Below are 18,379 nucleotides of genomic sequence, written 5' to 3' on the forward strand. Positions count from 1 at the left end.
ATCAGTTCGTCACCTTGCCATCATGGCCAATATTTTTGAATTGGCCACCGGTGCTTTCCGCCATGAATTGCATGGCCTTCAGTGCTTCACCATCTTGGGTTTTGTCCAACATCATGGAAACGGTGTTCAGAACCACCTTCCGGCTGCGAGCCTTCCGGGCCAAGTCCTTGCCCAACTTGATCATATCGCGGTTCGACATGGAACCGTCCGTCATGAAAAACACCATTTCCGGGGGCGGTGTCATATCAATCGCCATCTTGATCGGTGATTCCCAATCCGTTCCGTTGACGAGTTGTGTGTTCTTGATGAGTGAAAGTGATTTCTCGATTTCGATCGGTGTCGCAGTCAGCCACTGCGGCCGTTGGCGCGAGCCCTTCTGCTCCCAACTGAACACATCATTGGCCTGCCATTTGTAGGTACTATTGCCGGATTTTACGATCGCTTCCCCCATATCATCGACACTCACCTTATCTCCAGCAACCCATGCGGGACCCGAAAAGAAAATGAGTTGGTATTGCGAATTGTTATCCAGACCTTGAATGGATTTTGACAATTCATTTCGCATCAGTTGGTCGCGCCCACCGGCCGACATGGACAGGGAAAAGTCGATCACGTAGGCGATGCGGCTGGCCGTCACGCTCATTTCGAAAAACTTGGCGGCACTGCCTCCGGCCAAGCCAACCCCGATACCATTTCCGGGACCGGTTCCCATGCCAAAGCCTGATCCATTGCCACCGCCGCTGCCACTGCCCATGCCGCCCAATCCACCGCCTAGGGGAGCTAGGGAAGTCATCGCAAGATTGCTGTCATCCGGCTCGGGCAAGGTAAATCCGCCCACTGCATCCAGTGCAGCGACCCGGTTCACAACCTGGTCGACCGGGCTGGACATCATGCGCTTGGGAGTCGATGGCGCTTCTCCCCCGCCCCCGCCACCACCTTTCGGCAGGAAATCGACCTTCTTCTCCGGCGGAGGTGGAGGTGATTTCAAAATCCAATACAAGCCACCGATTAACAATAAGACATGGAAAACAACTGAAATCGATAACGCTCCAAACCCGATTTTTTTCCAGCGTGATGCAGATTTTTTACCAGGGGGCAGCGGGCTTTTGGGTGATGGCATTACTTTACGGGTTTAAAGATAAAACCGGATACCACAAAATTTCCAGACGCTGCCACTGCAAATTCTCTAACATCTGAAATAACTCGATTCCTGCTCGCCAACCGCGCCGGGCTGGTGCTTGTTCAGCGGCATGATTCTGGAAATCTGCATTGATTCAGTAGAGAGCGCCATAGCCGCAGATCGAGCTGGCGCCAAGCGAGTGGAACTGTGCGCAGGCCTTTTCGAAGGCGGCCTGACACCGAGTGCCGGAATGATCAAAGCGGTCCGCAGTCGGGTAACACTTGGCGTGATGGTCATCATCCGCGCGCGCGGCGGTGATTTCCTTTTCAATGACGAGGAAATGGAAGCGATGCTTGAAGATATTTCCGTCGCTAAAAAACTGGGGGCAGACGGAGTTGTAATCGGTTGCTTGAATGCCAACGGCACCATCGACGAAGATAAAACGAAAGCTTTGATCGCTGAGGCGGGTCCTCTTCCGGTTACGTTCCACCGCGCGTTTGATATGTGCCGCGATCCATTTGAGGCACTGGATCAATTAGCTTCGCTCGGCATCAAACGCATTCTTACATCCGGCCAGGAAAGCAGCGTCCTTGAAGGAGCGGACCTCATCCGCGATTTGGTCAAAGCTGCCGGTGATCGCATCATCATTCTTCCAGGCGGTGGCATCACTTCCCGCAACATTCACAAAATCGCCGCGCTCACCGAGGCCCCGGAATTCCACCTGAGCTGCCGCCGCCCGGTTGAGAGTGGCATGGAATTCAGAAACCTCCGTCCGAGCATGGGCGCGGCATTGTTTCCGCCAGAATTTTCACGCCGGGTGGCAGACGAATCCAAAATCCGCACCATCATCCAAAACGGATAAAGCCCGTCACGCCCATCCACCATGAAACGCATCGCCATCGGCGGGATCGCCATCGAAAGCTGCACCTTTTCCCCCCTCACCTCCGGAATTGAGGACTTTCTGATCCTGCGTGGCGATGAGATGCGGGTGAGATATGATTTTCTAACCGATTGGAAAATCGCCGATCACGAGGACATCACGTGGATCCCATTACTCCAGGCCAAAGCCATCCCCGGTGGGTCCGTTCGCCAAGATGCTTACGAAGCTCTAAAACAGGAAATTCTAACAGGCCTGCGTAAAGCCCTGCCATTGGATGGCTTCTATCTCGACATCCATGGTGCGATGAACGTCGTCGGCATGGATGATGCGGAAGCCGATCTCGCCCGTTCAATCCGGGAGGTTGTCGGCCCGGATTGCCTCATCACCACCGGGATGGATTTGCACGGAAACGTGACCCGCGAGTTGGTTGAGCAAGTCGATGTATTCACCGCTTATCGGACCGCTCCGCACATCGACTACATGGAAACCCGGGAAAAGGCCTGCCGCATGTTGGTGGATTGCCTGGATCAACAAATCCGCCCCGTCCGCGCATGGGCCAAAATCCCTGCCGGCTTGCCGGGTGAGCGAACCAGCACCTTCACCGAGCCAGGAAATTCCATCTACGCCACGCTTCCTCAATCAGATGCCCGCGAGGGGGTTCTCGATGCCTCGCTGTGGGTTGGATACGTTTGGGCGGATGAACCAAGAAATGCTGCCAGCGTCGTCGTCACCGGGACCGATCCGGATACTTGTCGGGAAGAAGCATTGCGCATTGCCCGGATTTATTGGGATGCCCGCAAAGATTTCCAGTTTGGTGTGCCAGCGTTCGATGCGGATACGTGCATCGCCAAAGCGGTTTCGCTGGAACAAAAAGCGGTATTCATCAGTGACTCCGGCGACAATCCAACAGCCGGCGGTGCGGGCGACATTCCGTACATGGTGCAACGCCTGCTTGCCCATCCAGACATTGCCTCAGGGAAAGTTCAGTGCATTTACGCCAGCATCCCCAGTGCAACGGCAGTCGGAATTTGCCAACAAGCCGGCATCGGCAACGAAGCCAGGGTGCAAATCGGCGGCAAACTCGACCCCGTCCATGGCCAGGAATTGGAGCTGACCGGAACGGTTGAATTTCTCCTCCCGGACGATCCGATCGGCGGCGACCTCGCGGTCTTGCGCGTGGGCGGCGTGCATTTGATTCTCACCAGCAAACGCAAGCCATTTCATGTCATCCGCGAGTTTACCCGACTTGAGCTCGATCCAAAACAGGTTGAAATCACGGCGGTGAAAATTGGCTATCTTGAGCCGGAACTTCACGAAACCGCCAGCCAGGCGTTTCTCGCGCTGACGCCTGGAGCCGTGAATCAAGACATTCCACAACTCAGCTACCAGCGCGTTGCCCGCCCGTGGTTCCCGCTTGATGTGGACTTCGATCCCGGAGATTTCAACGTCGCCGTCATTTCCTAAAACGGCGAGCGCGTCCTCAATCCACCATCCGATTGACCTTCATCCGCTCTGCTGACAACAGGGCGGTAAATCTCGCATAATCTTCGTCCGGCGTGGCGGAAAGGAGCCGATAGGTGTATTTCGGCCATGACGCCACCTCTTCCAGAGCGTTTTCCATGCGCAGGTCGATCGTTTCCTGACTGTCCGTTCCACGCCCCGAAAGGCGTGCCAACAATTCCTCACGACTCGGCGGCATCACGAAAAGATCGACCACCGCGCGCTTGATTTCCTCATCATCGCAATCGCGAATTTGCGCTGCACCCTGGATATCAATATCCATCACCACATCGACCCCATCGGTTAAAAAACGGGTCACTTCTGACTTCAAGGTGCCGTAGAAATTTCCGTGCACCGTGGCGTGTTCCAAAAACTCACCCGCTTGCAATTTCGCCTCGAATTCGGCGGTCGAGAGAAAGTGGTAATGTTCGCCATCGATCTCACCCGGCCGCGGCGAACGCGTCGTGCATGAAATGGAATACCGTGCCAATTGGTCATTGGCGAGGCGTCTGCAAAGCGTGGTTTTTCCAGACCCGGAAGGGCCGGAAACGACGAGTAAAATGCCGGTGCGGGCGGACATGGGCGGACAGTGAAGCGGCAGATGGCCTCTCGGCCTAGGGTAAATTGCAGATTTGTTTCCCATCGCAATTCGCTTCGGGATTTGCTTGAATCAAATCATGTCTGACTATCCCACCCCGCCACCACCTGTCCCTGCCCCACCGAAAAAAGGCATTCCCGCCCTCGGCTGGGTTGGCATCGGATGCGGCACCATCATCATCATTCTGGTCATCCTCGTCTCACTGGCGGTTGGATTCTGCCGCAAAACCATTCAGGAATTCGAAAAGAACCCGGAAAAAGCTGCGGCTGAAATGATCATCCGAGCCAATCCAGATCTGGAATTGGTAAAATCCGACGACAAGGCAGGCGAAATCACCGTCCGCAGGAAAGATGGCAAAACCATGACCTTCACCTACGAGCAAATCCGCGAGGGTAAATTCTCGATGACTGATTCCGACGGCAACGTCACGGAAATTGGCGCATCCGATCTTTCCAACGTGCCAAGCTGGGTGCCTCGTGTCCCGAATGCTGAAGGAAAGGTGAATGCATTTCAAAATACCAGTGATGCCGAAATCAGCGGTTCCTACACCACCGAATCCAGCGCTACTCCTGAGGAAATCGAAGCATTTTTCGAAGCCGAGGCCGACAAACTCGGATTCAATTCCCATAGCAGCAGCAATTCGACCTTTAACGACATGATGACTCGAGTCAGCACCTACTCAGGTGGAAAGAGAAAGCTGACCCTGACCCTGACATCCAGCTCTGGAAAACCGCTCATGGCACAGGTCGGCTACTCCGAGAAAAAATAATTCATTTTTCTCTAACATTCGTTTGCGTTCCCATTCAGCGACCTTACCGGTGATTATTGGAATTCGATCCATCGTTTTCCGTTCTGAATATAGACCCATGAAAATCACCCATAAGACGAAGAATGGAGAAACGCGTGAAGCGCTTCTGAAGGAATATTTCATCACCGCTTCCCTCATCGCCCTGCTGAAACGAGTTGGCGAAGAGGCAGCAAGAGCCCGAGTTTCCATCCAACCTGCTCCAGCTCTTGCCAAGGTTCGGAAATGAGTCAACTTCTCACCTGAAGCCGCCCGCATTCATTTGCGCGGCGGCTTTTTTGTAACCAGATCTCGCGAATTGCAGGTTGCACATCTGCCGTTTCGCGCCAAAATACAGTCAGTTGTCTATGTTTCGTCCGGGATTTCGAGAATTGGTCAAACCCCAATGGGTTGCCACCATGGAGCAGTTGAAATTGTCCGGCGGCTTGCCTGTCAGTGAGCTTTCAAGGCGATTGGATGCCAGCTACATGGCGACCAAGCAATATTGCGAGGATCTCAAAAAGCTCGGCTATCTTGAGCGCACGCGGGTGCCTCGCACAGAAGTCGGACGACCGGAAATTTTTTACCGGCTCACCGCCAAATCCGCCTCCATTTTTCCGGACGCTGGTGTGCATTTCACTTTGGAAATTCTGGAAGGATTGAAATCACTGTTCGGTGAAAGCGCTCCCGAGCGCGTGCTCTATCAACATTTCCAACAACTCCACGACCAATGGAAACCACGCATCGCAAAAGCCAACTCACTGGTCGAAAAAGCAACTTTACTGGCCAATTTGCGTGAAAAGGAAGGCTGTTTCGGTCGATGCAAATATGATCCGGAAAACGGATTTCGGATTGAGGAATATCACCATCCGCTGCAACCGATTTTCGACCAATATCCAAGCGCCGTCAAAATGGAGCTGCGGATGCTTGAACAATTGTTAGGCACTCGCGTGGTACGCCGCGAGATCCCCGGAGGGCGCAGTGGCCCTGCAAGAGTGGATTTTGAGGTGGCAACTCTCGGGATCCGCTGAAAATTGGAATGAATAGATTGATGGGGTGATCCCGTCGTAGGTTGTGGAGATTGATTTCCCTTTCCCAAACCCATTTCCAACTGCCATGAAAAACTACCTCTTTGCCAGCGTCACTGCCGCCAGCCTGCTTGCTACCGTCGGCTGCGACCGGAATTCCGACACCAGCAGGCGCATCTCCGAGCTGGAAGCGAAAGCGGAAGGCGCCATTCAACGCCAGCAACAACTGGAGCAGGAACTCGCCAACCAGAAACTCGCGGCTGAACGGGAAGCGATAGAGCGCGAGCGGATGCAACTTGAGGAAGATCGCATCGCGATGGCGCAAAAACAGGGCGAGGCGGACGCCGCAGCAGCCGCCGAATTGGATAAACGCGAACAAGCGTTGAACGATCGGGAAGGTCGGTTGGATAACAAAGAAATCGATCTCACTCAAAAACAGGTGGACTTAAGTGACCGCGAACTGGAACTCGCTGGTCGGGACCCATTCCCTGATAATGAATACACCACCATCAATACCAATATCCAGCAGGTCCCGGTAGCTGACTACAACACCTTTTACGAACCGCTTGCCTCGTATGGTTCATGGTTCCAAACTGCCGATTACGGCTATGTCTATCAGCCCGTCGCCGTGCGCACCTCCGGCTGGCGGCCTTACACTCGCGGTCGCTGGGTCTGCACCGACTACGGCTGGAACTGGGTATCGGATGAGCCATTCGGATGGGCCTGCTATCACTATGGTCGCTGGGTGTTGCTGCGCAATCATGGTTGGGTCTGGGTTCCCGGTTCCGAATGGGCGCCAGCTTGGGTGACCTGGCGTCAGAGCGGCAGCCACATTGGCTGGGCTCCCCTGCCACCTGAAACCCTGGCATGGAGCAATCGCGGTTGGGATTCTTCGGTGGAAGTTACCTTCGGTATCAGCGCCGGCTGTTTCAACTTCGTCCTCATTCAAAACTTTGGCGGACCGATCTTCCGGAATTGCCTCCCGGTTTCACGCAACATCTATTGCATGCGGGAAAGTCACAATATTACCCATATTTCCTTTCACAATCACCGGATCATCAACGGCGGACCTCGCTATGACCAACTGTCGCGAGACATCGGTCACCGGCTTCCATTTTATCGGATGAGAATGGACCGGGATCGCCAACCAGGGAGAGATTCACTTTCGATGCGTCCACGATTCTCGGGTGATCAAATTGCGATTTCCGCCCCAACGATTGATGCGCGCTGGAATGACGCTTTGAGACCATCAAAGGTTCGTGGCAAACTGGATAACATAGAGGTCGAGCGTTCGCGTCCGCTGAGTTCGGAAATCACCAACCGCTTCCGTGAATCCCGGGCACAAGAGCAGCGGCAAGCGACCGAGGCCGTGAAACAAATGGGCGGCAAGGAAGCATTTCAGCGTCAGCGGATCGAGCAACTTGAGCAAAATCGCAAAGTCGCCATGGAGCGCCAAGCCTCTGCCTCACCACAACGACCTGACCGAAATGATCCTCAGGTCGCGACCCGCCCACAACGACCTGAATCTGGCGGTGGCATCAGCGATCGGGGAAATCCGAATGCTCAGCCAAACCGAGCCGTTGAGAATTCGCGCCAAACGTCGCGCGGGAAAGAGCAACAAGCACTTCGAGAAAAACAGTCTCAACAAGCCCAACGGGAACGAACTGCACAAAACCAAGGCGCCGAGCAACAACGCCAGCAACAGGAGCAGCGGATTCAACGTCTGCAAACTCAACAGCGCCAGCAGCAGGAGCAACAACGTCAGCGTGAAGAAGCTCAACAACAGCAGGTGGAACAACAGCGCCAGCAACAGAAGCAACAACGCCAACGCGAAGACGCTCAACAACGCCAGGTGGAACAACAACGCCAGCAGCAGGAGCAGCAACGTCAACGCGAAGACGCTCAACAAAGGCAGGTTGAACAACAGCGCCAGCAGCAGGAGCAGCAACGCCAGCGCGAAGAAGCTCAGCAACGTCAGGTTGAACAACAACGCCAGCAGCAAGAGCAGCAACGCCAGCGCGAAGAAGCTCAACAACGCCAGGTTGAACAACAACGCCAGCAGCAAGAGCAGCAACGCCAACGCGAAGAGGCCCGCCAACGCCAGGTGGAACAACAACGCCAGCAGCAAGAGCAGCAACGCCAACGCGAAGAGGCCCGCCAACGCCAGGTGGAACAACAACGCCAGCAGCAGGAGCAGCAACGTCAGCGCGAAGAAGCTCAACAACGGCAGGTTGAACAACAGCGCCAGCAGCAAGAGCAGCAACGCCAGCGCGAAGAGGCCCGCCAACGTCAGGTTGAACAACAGCGTCAACAGCAGGAGCAACAACGTCAGCGCGAAGAAGCTCAACAACGCCAGGTCGAACAACAGCGTCAACAGCAGGAGCAACAACGCCAGCGCGAAGAAGCCCGCCAACGCCAAGTCGAACAACAGCGCCAGCAGCAAGAGCAACAACGCCAGCGCGAAGTTCAGCAGCAACGACAGCAGCAGGAACAACAACGCCAGCGCGAAGTTCAACAGCAACGCCAGCAGCAAGAGCCGCAACGCGGCCGCGGTCGCAGCCGGTGAGCTCCACTACTTCGTTATCCCCGCATCAAAATCACCAAGCGCCCACTGGATACCGGCAAGGTAGTGTTTGAGAATTTTTGGGTTCCAATACATCTCGTCATTGTGGCCTAAAGAGCAATAAAACACCCGTCCGTCGCCCCAGTGGTGCGCCCATGATACGCCGAAATCCCCATCGGTCCGCTTGATGCCAGGCAAGGTCATATCGGTTTTTTTCGTATCGATCCGAAGAAACATCTCAACATTTCCAGAATCATAAGGATCCTTGAATTGATAAATCTCCTCGTTGAATTCGAGATTCTCTCCCGCGAACATTTTGGTCATCGGATGATTTTCTTTTCCCGGCTCGACCTTGATACTCACGTGGGTTCCAGCGCCCCATGGATGACCGTCAAAGAATCCGTTCATCATCTTGCCATACTCTTCCCATTCGTAGCAGGTATCGGTGGCTGCATGGATTCCTACAAATCCTTTGCCGGATTTCACAAACTCCATCAGATTTTCCTTTAAGCGCTTCTCGGTGTCAGCGGCCTTTGCCTTCTCTTCGTCCGACATCTTATCCAATTCATCTTTGGATGCCGTAAATACGTCTTGCGTCGTACTTAGGAAGCAAATGGCATCAAATTGTTTTAAGGCATCTTTCTCAAAGTTTTTGAGGTCGTCGCTGATGACTACCGAAAAAGCGCCGGTTTTCTTGCCGAGTTCCTCAAACGCCAATTTCCCGGTGGGTATGGAAGCATGACGATAGCCCTTCGTTTTGGAAAAGATCAGCATCGTCCTCTGCTTTTTCGGAGCTGCAAACGGTTCTGCAGGTAACGCCGCATCGATTTTCTCCAGCGCTCCCGCTGGTGCTTCTTCTGCAACTGAAGATGGAGCTCCGAGGAAAAGCATTGCTGCGCCTAACAAACCTGCGGGAAGAATCGGTTTCATGACCTCTTATAGAAATTCACCACCGGTTTCACAAGCTCAGCGTTTGAAATCCCTCCGAACCGCGCACTTGCAAGCATTGGCAAGATTCGAGATAGCTAATGGGTGACCAGCCATACTTCGCCACTGACCACTGAACAGGCGGAGTGCCTGCGTGGAATCCTTGACGAAAAAGGATTCGAATTCGAAACCAAACCACACGCCCTGTTCTCAGCGCGAAAGGGAAAACTCCACGTCACAGTCTATCAAAAAGGCCCCAAAGTTCTCATCCAGGGGAAGGAAACCGAAGATTTCGTCCGATTTATTTTAGAACCGCAAATTCTGGGCGAAGCAAAACTCGGGTATGAAGAAATCCAGCAACCTGATTTGTTCGAGCCTCACTTCGGCATCGATGAAAGTGGCAAAGGCGATTACTTTGGCCCGCTGGTGATTGCTGGAGTTTATACAAATGCCGTGATCACCCGGCATTTGATGGATTCCGGCATTATGGATTCCAAACGGATCTCAAGCGCGGCTCGCATTCGCAAACTTGCCGAATTGATCCGTGCAACACCAGGTTGCATGAACGAGGTCGTTTCAATCGGCCCCGAACGTTACAATGAAATGTATGACTCATTTGGTAATCTCAATCGTTTGCTGGCATGGGGTCATGCACGAGTGATTGAAAAACTTGCACTTCAAATGCCCAACTGTCCGCGCGCTTTAAGTGACCAATTTGCCAAACCTGAAGTATTGCAACGAGCGCTAGATGCGAAGAAAATCCATATTCAACTCGAACAACGCACCAAGGGAGAATCTGACATCGCAGTGGCAGCAGCTTCAATCCTCGCTAGAGAACGATTTATGGACTGGATCGATAAAACATCGAGCGCATGCGCAGTGAATCTGCCGTTAGGTGCTTCAGGGAATGTAATAGTTGCCGCGAAGGAGGTGGTGAAAGTGCACGGATCTGACGCACTTTCAAAGGTTTCGAAGCTTCATTTTCGTACGACAGGCATCGTTTTGTCATCTTCTGACTAATCCCGGTCGATTCCCCGTCAAATGGCACGAAATCCGCATCTGGGCCGTAGAAATTTGCGGGACAAAAGATCCGAGCTATGATCTTAAACACCTGCCACTGAACCACATCCAACACTTCACAACACCTATGGCCACCATAACCAAGCGCGAACTCGTTATCAAAATCACCGATCAACTCGGTGCCAACGGAGTCGAGGTCACGCAACAGACCGTCTTTGAGGTCGTCCAAACCCTCATTGACGAAGTCACCGAATCACTTGCCCATGGGGATACGGTCGTCATGCGCAACTTTGGAGCTTTCCAAGTTCGCGAAATGAAAGCTAAGATCGGACGCAACCCGAAGGATCCAGGCAAAGACGTTCCAATTCCTGCCCGCGCTGCTGTGAAATTCAAGCCAGGCAAGGAAATGAAGGAGAAAGTCGCCTCCACCCTTCAGGTCATCCGCGAGCGCAAGTGACCCGAATTTTTTCGAAAATCATTAACTCCCGCGGGGCCGCACTGATCAGTGCGGCCCTCGCTTTTTTCACACTAAGCTCGTGCAGTATTTCCCGCCCGAGTGGTTATCAAGGGTATCAAACACGCGGCTACAACGTACGTGGCCATCATTATCAGCCAATGAGTGTCGACCAGGCACTCAACTTTGAAGAAACCGGTATCTGCTCCTGGTATAACGAATCGAAATATCTCGGATTGAAACGAGGCACCACATCCCTGGGTGAAAAAGTATGGCCCTGGCATTTAACCGGTGCGCACAAGACGCTGCCCCTCCCCGCTCTGGTCAAAGTGACGAATCTTAAAAACGGCAAGTCCGTGAAAATTCGCATCAATGACCGAGGTCCGTTCATTCCGGGCCGACATCTGGATGTTTCTCCACGCGCTGCGAAAAAACTGGGGTTCTACGATCAGGGAACCACCACCACCCATCTGGAGGTCCTGTCGGTTGGGGATGGAAGCTATAAACGAAAGAAGAAAAAACACTTCTGGTTCTTCTGATCCCGCTGCTTGCACGAACCATGTGATGGCTGCGATTTGCTTCAATCGACAAAAATGCAAACGCTTGCCTCAACGTTGAGGATCCATCTCTAGCGTGCTTTCGATGCCGATAACAATTCGCCTCGGGCGAGGAACAATCTCCCTGCACCCGAGGCGATACGATTCAATGCGAGATCAGGCTTTGCTAAAGGTGATCTCTCCCTGACTGAGGTCAGCCTTGATCACATCCCCATCTACAAATTTCCCATCGAGCACATCCAAGCTCAATGGATCTAGCAGATATCTCTGGATGGCACGCTTCAAAGGTCGGGCACCATAGACCGGATCGTAACCTTGAGTTCCCAAAAACTCTTTCGCTTCTTCACTGAGCGCCAGGGCAAGTCCCTGTTTGGCCAAACGTTTGCGAACTCGGTCCAATTGGAAATCGACAATACTTGTGAGCTCCTCGCGCTGCAAACGATCGAAGATGATCGTTTCATCAATCCGATTGAGAAACTCAGGTCTGAAGTGAGCCCGCAAGGCTTCGGTGACTTTGGCTTCACGCTGCTCTGCATTTTCCTCCGTCAGGATATACTGTGAGCCGATGTTAGAAGTCATGATCAGGACCGTGTTGCGGAAATCCACGGTCCTCCCTTGGCCATCGGTGATGCGACCATCGTCGAGAACCTGAAGCAATACGTTGAACACATCCGGGTGGGCTTTTTCAATTTCATCGAACAACACCACGCAATACGGCTTGCGTCGTACTTGCTCGCTCAGCTGCCCGCCTTCGTCATAGCCGATGTAGCCTGGAGGCGCACCGATCAATCTGGCAACGCTGTGTTTCTCCATGTATTCCGACATGTCGATCCGGACCATCGCTCCTTCATCGTCGAATAAAAACTCCGCCAATGCCTTCGAGAGCTCGGTTTTACCAACACCGGTAGGCCCGAGGAACAAGAACGATCCAATCGGACGATTCTCATCCTGCAAACCAGCGCGAGCTCGGCGCACCGCATTGGAAACCGCAGAAATCGCCTTCTTCTGGCCTACGACCCGATCGCCCAACCGTTCTTCCATGTGGACCAACTTGGAGCGCTCCCCTTCCTGCAATCTGCTGGTAGGAATAGCAGTCCAGGAAGATACCACGCGGGCAATGTCTTCGTCGGTGACTTCTTCTTTGAGAATCGCACCTTCCTTCTGCAAAACCGCGAGCCGTTCTTCCGCAACTTTCAGTTGCTGGCTTGCTTCGGGCAGGTCGCCATAAGTGATCTGTGAGGCACGCGTCAAATCACCAATTCGTTGCGCGCGCTCCGCTTCAACTTTCAGTGACTCGATCTTCTCCTGCGCTTGTCGTACTTCATCGATCACGGACTTCTCATTCCTCCATTGCGCCATCAGACCTGAGGATTGCTCGCGAAGATTCGCCTGCTCTTCCCTGACCTTTTCCAACCGTGCAGCCGAAGCCTTGTCGGTTTCTTTTTCGAGCGCCTTTTTCTCCATCTCCAACTGCAGAATCTGGCGTTCCAGTTGGTCAATTTCAGTGGGCATGGAATCGAGTTCGATTTTCAAGCGCGATGCGGCCTCATCAATCAAATCGACCGCTTTATCCGGAAGGAAACGATCGGAGATGTATCGATCCGACATCGCAGCTGCCGCCACCAATGCGCCGTCCTGAATGCGGACACCGTGATGCACTTCGTAGCGCTCTTTCAGTCCACGAAGGATTGCAATGGTATCTTCCACGGAAGGTTCACCGACCATGACCGGCTGGAACCGACGTTCGAGTGCGGCATCCTTCTCGATGTATTTGCGATATTCATCCAATGTGGTCGCACCAATCGCATGCAGTTCGCCACGGGCCAATTGTGGCTTGAGCAGGTTGGAAGCATCCACCGCCCCTTCGCTTGCCCCAGCGCCAACAATGGTGTGCAACTCATCGATGAAGAGAATGATTTCTCCTTCCGCATCGGTGACTTCCTTGAGAAACGCCTTCAGGCGATCTTCGAATTCACCGCGGTATTTTGCGCCGGCCAACATGGCGCCGAGATCCATCGAGATCACCCGCTTATTCTTCATCGCATCCGGAACATCACCGGAAACAATGCGGCGGGCGAGGCCTTCAACAATTGCCGTTTTACCCACACCAGGCTCACCGATCAGCACCGGATTGTTTTTCGTCCGCCGGGAAAGCACCTGCAGCACACGGCGAATTTCGTGATCGCGGCCAATCACCGGATCGATTTTACCCGCACGCGCACGAGCTGTTAGATCCGTGCCGTATTTCTCCAGTGTCTGGTATTTGCCTTCGGGATTTTCATCCGTGACTTTTTGAGAGCCGCGCACGCTTTGAATCGCCTCTTCGGCGGACTTTTCGGTGAGCCCCGCATCTTTGAGCAATTTCCCGGCAGGCGAATCCCCTTTCAGAGCACCGAGTAGAAAGTGCTCCACGCTGAGGAAATCATCACCCAGCTTTTCCCGTTCCTGATCGGCAGCATCCAGAGCTGCCCGCAGACCGGAACTGATCTGGGGTTGATTGGATGCTCCTTGCACCGTGGGTTCTTTCGACAATGCAACGGCTGTCGCCGCCTTAAGTTGTGAAACATCCACGCCTGCTTTCTGTAAAATCGGCGTCGTGATCCCTCCTTCCTGCTGAAGAAGCGACAGCAACACGTGCGCGCTCTTCAATTCGGGGTGAGCGGATTTCGAAGCCAATCGTTGCGCTGCTTGCAGCGCTTCTTGTAATTTTTGAGTGATTTTATCGAGTCCCATGTTCGTAATCTTTGACCCAACATGTCGCTAAAACTGCGTTCGCGCAACGCACAGGTTGCGAAAAACCATGCTCAAATTGACTCTCCCTCAACGAGCGGATTGAGGATCACGAAAAGTCCATACGGAAGCCGTTTTCGCCCCAATCAGCTGATCATCTAACGCGCTCCAGGATCTCAATGGATGAGTCGATGATTTCCCATTCTGCAATCGGCCTCAGCCACCATGAGCGAAACTCGGATAGGTGGTCATCGCGCCATCCACGGTGACGGTTACGCCAGTCATGTAGGATGCCTCATCGGAAACCAGCATCCGCGCAACTCGTGCAATTTCTTCGACCTCGCCTATGCGGCCCAGGGGAATTTTGGTTTTCAAATCCTTCATTTTGTCCGGATCTTCCCAAACATCGCGATTGATCGGAGTCCGGATCGCACCGGGAGCGAGCGACAGCACTCGAACGCCGCTATCTTGCAGCTCCAGCGCCAATGATCGCGTCATCATCGCCATGGCGGATTTCGTGGCGCAATACGCCGTATGACCACTCCAGGGAATTTGCTCATGCACAGAGGTAATGTTAAGAATGGCTCCCCTTCCTCGCTTCATCATTCCTTCCACCACTTGATGAATGCATAAGTAAGGACCACGCAGGTTCACCTGGATGACTTGATCCCAATCTTCCGGACTGATTTCCCAAACCTTTCCGGTTTTGCCATCGATTCCGGCACAATTTACCAGGATATCAACCGGTCCAAGATTGCTTTCGACGGATTGAAAAAACTCTCTAACCGACGGCTCTTCTCCAACGTTCAATTGGGCCGCACACGCCTTTCGGCCCATTGCCTGAATGGTCGTCGCCACCTCATTTCCAGAATCCGGATTGGAATGATAGCTGATTCCGATATCTGCTCCGCAGGATGCCAGCTCGATCGCAATTGCTTTTCCAATTCCAGAACTGGAGCCCGTGACTGCCGCAACACGACCTTTCAATGAAGAATCACTCATAGTCGGCAATTTCCGACAGAAACTGATTCTGTCACGCGCGAATTCGGTCGCCCGGATTACAGGTCCCGATAGGGCATGGAAAATGTATCACCACCCTGGATGGTTCCATTCTCAAGCCCTTTGTTGAACCAGCGCATGCGTTGCTCCGACGTCCCGTGAGTGAACGCGTGTGGCACCACTTTGCCCTGGCTGCGCATTTGGATCGCATCGTCGCCAATGGCATTTGCCGCCCGCATCGCTTCTTCGATGTCTCCTTTTTCGAGGTATTGTTTGGTATGGTTCGCCCAAACCCCGGCATAGTAGTCAGCTTGCAGTTCCAGTCTGACGGAATATTGATTGTAATCCGATTGACCACGCTTTGAGTTCACAAAATCCGAGGTGCCTAACAACTTCTGAACGTGATGTCCCACTTCATGAGCGATGACATAGGCTTGGGCAAAATCTCCGGGCGAACGAAACGTCTCGGCAAGTTCATCGTAAAAGCTCAGATCGATATAAACTTTCTCATCTTCCGGACAATAAAACGGGCCCATGGATGCACTTCCGGTTCCGCAGCCAGTACTGATCTGCCCCCGATACAAATCGAGTTTTGGCTCTCGATACGTCTTGCCTATTTTGCGAAATTCCTCGCTCCAGACATCCTCGGTCGTGGTTAGAACACGGGAAACAAAGTCAGCACGTTCCTGATCGTATTTACTGACGACACCAGCAGGCGAACCACCGCCATTTAGCATACCCGGGTTTAACAACCCCATGTTCCAAAGCACTCCACCCAGGATCAGCGCAACTACAATGCCTTTGATCCCAAACAACCGGCCGATCGTCATCAACAGGCCAAGGCCACCCCCGCCGCCGCCAAATCCTCCGGCGCTTCGTTGCCCTCGGGCGTCTTCCACATTATCACTCTGACGTACGTCTTTTAGGTCCATGTTCGCAGTCGCCTGTTAGCGCTTGTGAAATAGCCCAAGCTGCCGCCTCCCGCAAGCTCCCAAAAGTTACCCTTGCAAGAAATCTTGATCAACAGGGTCAGTGATTCGCCATCGGATCACGCCGCATCATCGCGTGGTCGGCAAATATCACCCCGTAATCATTTGGATGAGATCCAGGAAAATCAGTGCTGATGAATTGAGCGCCTGAATCCATGGCTTGATCCCGCAGAACCGGGTCCTTTTTCAAACCGACATCCGCACGTGTCCTGACCAAAAATCCGTGTTTCACCAGATGCTGGATGCGCTCAAAATCATGCTTGGCATCGTTGATTTTGAACCAAGCGGCAGCTGGATTTTTCTCATCGGCGCAGGATGGAAACAGCAATCTCCCGTGAAGGTTCGGGCTATCCGAAAGATAGCCATCACGCAGCTCATTCTCATTATCCAAACCGAACATCAAGCGGCCTACAGAATCCTGCAGCAATGGCCAACCGTCGGTCATGATGGCTTCCCGTAAAGTGGAGTGAGCGCCTCTGACATCGTCCGGGGTCAGAATCCGGTTTTTGGAAATCACACTGAGAATCTCACTTTCCAGTTTTTTCAATCCGTTTCCTTGCCAATCCTTTGAGGGACCTTTCAGTTCTAACAAAATGAAAATCGGGTAATGCTGCGGATGAGATTTCGACCACTGGTTCACCTCCTCCAACGCGATCTGCAAAGTGAGAGTGGTCGAACGAAAATCCAGATCCGGCTCATGCAAAACCTTGATGCCTGGTTTAAGCATTCGCCCATCTGGATCATAAGCTTGTGGCCGCTCCAAGCCGAGTTTTTCGGCCTCAGTGAATGCAGCAGGTTTAGCGAAACGACCGCCCTCCCAGTCCGGATATAAATCGAGCTCGATCTGTCTTACCCCATCGTTCAGTTGCTCGGATAAGGAGGTCCCACCGTAGTTCAAGCCAGCTACTCCATGATGTTTCCGTTTCATCAGTTCCACCTCCGTTGGCCCCGGTGGAATATGATAGGAATTGTGGCTGCCGATCACCTGGACCTGATTCAAGCGAAGACTTTTCATCTCCGCATCGCCCTCATTCGACTGGCCCGATAGGACAAACACCCCCGATAGAAGCGTAATCGCTCCTAACACAAAACTCATGTTCCAACGGTCGCCACTCATGGAGCCCAGATTAGAAAAATCCAATCTTGTCGCGAACTCTGCAATGGTGACGACTTGGTCAGTTGATGGGATCGATCTGTTAGATGATCACGATGAGGACTTCGCATCATTCGCCCGCCGGACATCGATGAATTTGCGGAGCAATTCCGCCTTCTGGCCTTTGGGATCCACAGCGATGGCTTTTTCCAAAGTCGCGTAACCAGCTTCTTTGTTGCCTGCCGCGATTTGGGCATCGGCATGGATCATGTAAACCCGCTGCAAAGCATCGCCGGTCATCAACGGGTCCTTCATCATTTCCTCTGAAACGGAATCGACTTCGTCGAATTTCTTCTCATCCACGAGCTTCTTCACCTTATCGGAAAAAGTCTCCAGGTGGGCCTTGGTATCAACTCGCTTTGCCAGGCTGGTCTTGCGGTCGGTATCAAGTGACAGGATTTCTTTTTCCAGATCGCCATAAAACTTCGTGGTCAGCTCCTCGCTGAGTTCCATTTCGTCCAGAGCACGACTCATGAGATCGGCCTTTTCAAAACCACTCTTCGATTTTGCCTCCTTCAACAATTCATCCCGCTTGGATTTGTTGGCCACCATCAAGTTCAAATGCTCCATGTAGGGCTCCAGGCCGCCGGCACGATAGCCAGTCGATCCGTAGGGAATGCCTTCAGCATCACAAAGGAGAATGGTTGGGTAACCCTTGATCGCAAACTGCTTTGCCAGCGTGTTGTTTTGCTCAATGGTTTCCTGACTCAGAATCGATTTGTTTTGTGGGAAATCCACTTCAACGAGGACGAAGTTTTTGGAAATAGCCTCTTCGAATCCCGCCTGATCGAACACCTCGTTGGAAAGTCGATGGCACCATGAGCACCAATCCGAGCCGGTAAAATCGAGCAACATCGACTTGCCTTCCGATTCGGCTTTTTGGCGCGATGCGGCGAAATCGCTCGACCACGAATCGGAAGCACTGAGAGGAAGAACTGAACCTAACAATAGAACGGCAAGGGCGGGAATTTGGACTATGGATCTCATGGGAAATTCGGATTGGAGTTATTCAAACGATTGAAGTGACGTAAGGGGTAAAACTACCGATTCAGTCGGTCGGAGTGCCAGAAAATAGTA

Annotated in this window: 17 protein-coding genes; 9 read left to right on the forward strand and 8 right to left on the reverse strand. The window is 53.0% G+C overall.

Annotated features, from left to right (window positions below; all coding sequences use genetic code 11):
* Nucleotide 1: 1 nt before the first annotated feature.
* Nucleotides 2-1,120 (reverse strand): vWA domain-containing protein, encoded by a 1,119-nt coding sequence (locus JIN85_RS08390; RefSeq protein WP_200269578.1) that lies wholly within the window; start codon nt 1,118-1,120, stop codon nt 2-4.
* A gap of 130 nt (nt 1,121-1,250) precedes the next feature.
* On the opposite strand from JIN85_RS08390, the gene JIN85_RS08395 reads away from it, so the two are divergent.
* Both JIN85_RS08395 and JIN85_RS08400 read left to right on the forward strand, forming a co-directional pair.
* Nucleotides 1,251-1,982: a copper homeostasis protein CutC gene (locus JIN85_RS08395; RefSeq protein ID WP_200269580.1), complete on the forward strand. Its 732-nt coding sequence runs from the start codon at nt 1,251-1,253 to the stop codon at nt 1,980-1,982.
* A gap of 21 nt (nt 1,983-2,003) precedes the next feature.
* The gene (locus JIN85_RS08400) at nt 2,004-3,464 is read left to right on the forward strand and encodes a M81 family metallopeptidase (protein ID WP_200269582.1); all 1,461 of its coding nucleotides are present in this window, start codon (nt 2,004-2,006) and stop codon (nt 3,462-3,464) included.
* Nucleotides 3,465-3,480: 16 nt separating this feature from the next.
* Here JIN85_RS08400 and gmk read toward each other — a convergent pair whose 3' ends face one another.
* Complete coding sequence (gene gmk, locus JIN85_RS08405) at nt 3,481-4,080, reverse strand: guanylate kinase (RefSeq protein WP_200269584.1); 600 nt, start codon at nt 4,078-4,080, stop codon at nt 3,481-3,483.
* 97 nt (nt 4,081-4,177) lie between these two features.
* On the opposite strand from gmk, the gene JIN85_RS08410 reads away from it, so the two are divergent.
* From JIN85_RS08410 to JIN85_RS08425, 4 genes are all read left to right on the forward strand, one after another.
* Nucleotides 4,178-4,867, forward strand: coding sequence for a hypothetical protein (locus tag JIN85_RS08410; protein ID WP_200269586.1), 690 nt, complete (start codon nt 4,178-4,180; stop codon nt 4,865-4,867).
* A gap of 97 nt (nt 4,868-4,964) precedes the next feature.
* Nucleotides 4,965-5,132, forward strand: a complete 168-nt coding sequence (locus JIN85_RS08415) for a hypothetical protein (RefSeq protein WP_200269588.1) — start codon at nt 4,965-4,967, stop codon at nt 5,130-5,132.
* Nucleotides 5,133-5,274: 142 nt separating this feature from the next.
* Entirely contained in the window at nt 5,275-5,913 is a 639-nt protein-coding gene (locus JIN85_RS08420) for a helix-turn-helix transcriptional regulator (RefSeq protein ID WP_200269590.1), read from the forward strand.
* An 85-nt stretch (nt 5,914-5,998) separates the two neighbouring features.
* On the forward strand, nt 5,999-8,476 hold the full coding sequence (locus JIN85_RS08425; RefSeq protein ID WP_200269591.1) for a DUF6600 domain-containing protein: 2,478 nt from the start codon (nt 5,999-6,001) through the stop codon (nt 8,474-8,476).
* A 6-nt stretch (nt 8,477-8,482) separates the two neighbouring features.
* Here the strand turns inward: JIN85_RS08425 and JIN85_RS08430 are convergent, their stop codons facing one another.
* Nucleotides 8,483-9,403, reverse strand: coding sequence for a ThuA domain-containing protein (locus tag JIN85_RS08430; protein ID WP_200269593.1), 921 nt, complete (start codon nt 9,401-9,403; stop codon nt 8,483-8,485).
* 102 nt (nt 9,404-9,505) lie between these two features.
* Here JIN85_RS08430 and rnhC point away from each other — a divergent pair, with 102 nt between their 5' ends.
* From rnhC to JIN85_RS21335, 3 genes are all read left to right on the forward strand, one after another.
* Entirely contained in the window at nt 9,506-10,420 is a 915-nt protein-coding gene (gene rnhC, locus JIN85_RS08435; protein WP_200269595.1) for a ribonuclease HIII, read from the forward strand.
* 127 nt (nt 10,421-10,547) lie between these two features.
* The gene (locus tag JIN85_RS08440) at nt 10,548-10,877 is read left to right on the forward strand and encodes an HU family DNA-binding protein (protein ID WP_200269597.1); all 330 of its coding nucleotides are present in this window, start codon (nt 10,548-10,550) and stop codon (nt 10,875-10,877) included.
* Entirely contained in the window at nt 10,874-11,413 is a 540-nt protein-coding gene (locus tag JIN85_RS21335; RefSeq protein WP_200269599.1) for a septal ring lytic transglycosylase RlpA family protein, read from the forward strand. The genes JIN85_RS08440 and JIN85_RS21335 overlap by 4 nt, the downstream gene beginning before the upstream one ends.
* A 174-nt stretch (nt 11,414-11,587) precedes the next feature.
* Here the strand turns inward: JIN85_RS21335 and clpB are convergent, their stop codons facing one another.
* The 5 genes from clpB to JIN85_RS08470 form a co-directional block, all read right to left on the reverse strand.
* Nucleotides 11,588-14,164 carry an ATP-dependent chaperone ClpB gene (gene clpB / locus JIN85_RS08450; RefSeq protein WP_200269601.1) on the reverse strand — a complete coding sequence of 859 codons (2,577 nt, stop codon included), beginning with the start codon at nt 14,162-14,164 and terminating at the stop codon, nt 11,588-11,590.
* Nucleotides 14,165-14,377: 213 nt separating this feature from the next.
* Nucleotides 14,378-15,163 (reverse strand): glucose 1-dehydrogenase, encoded by a 786-nt coding sequence (locus JIN85_RS08455; protein WP_200269603.1) that lies wholly within the window; start codon nt 15,161-15,163, stop codon nt 14,378-14,380.
* 56 nt (nt 15,164-15,219) lie between these two features.
* Nucleotides 15,220-16,092 (reverse strand): KPN_02809 family neutral zinc metallopeptidase, encoded by an 873-nt coding sequence (gene ypfJ, locus JIN85_RS08460; RefSeq protein ID WP_200269605.1) that lies wholly within the window; start codon nt 16,090-16,092, stop codon nt 15,220-15,222.
* Between the two features lie 97 nt (nt 16,093-16,189).
* Nucleotides 16,190-17,266, reverse strand: coding sequence for a Ca2+-dependent phosphoinositide-specific phospholipase C (locus JIN85_RS08465; protein WP_200269607.1), 1,077 nt, complete (start codon nt 17,264-17,266; stop codon nt 16,190-16,192).
* A gap of 87 nt (nt 17,267-17,353) precedes the next feature.
* A complete protein-coding gene (locus JIN85_RS08470; RefSeq protein ID WP_200269608.1) occupies nt 17,354-18,289 on the reverse strand; it encodes a thioredoxin family protein in 936 nt (311 codons plus the stop codon).
* Between the last annotated feature and the right edge of the window lie 90 nt (nt 18,290-18,379).

This window comes from Luteolibacter pohnpeiensis (genome assembly GCF_016595435.1).
Lineage (GTDB): Bacteria > Verrucomicrobiota > Verrucomicrobiia > Verrucomicrobiales > Akkermansiaceae > Luteolibacter > Luteolibacter pohnpeiensis.

What these genes read in the sequence shown, in the direction of transcription:
- JIN85_RS08395 (WP_200269580.1), top strand. Translation starts at nt 1,251, where the DNA reads ATGATTCTGGAAATCTGCATTGATTCAGTAGAGAGCGCCATAGCCGCA.
- ypfJ (WP_200269605.1), bottom strand. Translation starts at nt 16,092, where the DNA reads ATGGACCTAAAAGACGTACGTCAGAGTGATAATGTGGAAGACGCCCGA.
- JIN85_RS08465 (WP_200269607.1), bottom strand. Translation starts at nt 17,266, where the DNA reads ATGAGTGGCGACCGTTGGAACATGAGTTTTGTGTTAGGAGCGATTACG.
- JIN85_RS08425 (WP_200269591.1), top strand. Translation starts at nt 5,999, where the DNA reads ATGAAAAACTACCTCTTTGCCAGCGTCACTGCCGCCAGCCTGCTTGCT.
- JIN85_RS08410 (WP_200269586.1), top strand. Translation starts at nt 4,178, where the DNA reads ATGTCTGACTATCCCACCCCGCCACCACCTGTCCCTGCCCCACCGAAA.
- JIN85_RS08415 (WP_200269588.1), top strand. Translation starts at nt 4,965, where the DNA reads ATGAAAATCACCCATAAGACGAAGAATGGAGAAACGCGTGAAGCGCTT.
- JIN85_RS08455 (WP_200269603.1), bottom strand. Translation starts at nt 15,163, where the DNA reads ATGAGTGATTCTTCATTGAAAGGTCGTGTTGCGGCAGTCACGGGCTCC.
- JIN85_RS08470 (WP_200269608.1), bottom strand. Translation starts at nt 18,289, where the DNA reads ATGAGATCCATAGTCCAAATTCCCGCCCTTGCCGTTCTATTGTTAGGT.
- JIN85_RS08390 (WP_200269578.1), bottom strand. Translation starts at nt 1,120, where the DNA reads ATGCCATCACCCAAAAGCCCGCTGCCCCCTGGTAAAAAATCTGCATCA.
- JIN85_RS08440 (WP_200269597.1), top strand. Translation starts at nt 10,548, where the DNA reads ATGGCCACCATAACCAAGCGCGAACTCGTTATCAAAATCACCGATCAA.
- JIN85_RS08430 (WP_200269593.1), bottom strand. Translation starts at nt 9,403, where the DNA reads ATGAAACCGATTCTTCCCGCAGGTTTGTTAGGCGCAGCAATGCTTTTC.
- gmk (WP_200269584.1), bottom strand. Translation starts at nt 4,080, where the DNA reads ATGTCCGCCCGCACCGGCATTTTACTCGTCGTTTCCGGCCCTTCCGGG.
- clpB (WP_200269601.1), bottom strand. Translation starts at nt 14,164, where the DNA reads ATGGGACTCGATAAAATCACTCAAAAATTACAAGAAGCGCTGCAAGCA.
- JIN85_RS08400 (WP_200269582.1), top strand. Translation starts at nt 2,004, where the DNA reads ATGAAACGCATCGCCATCGGCGGGATCGCCATCGAAAGCTGCACCTTT.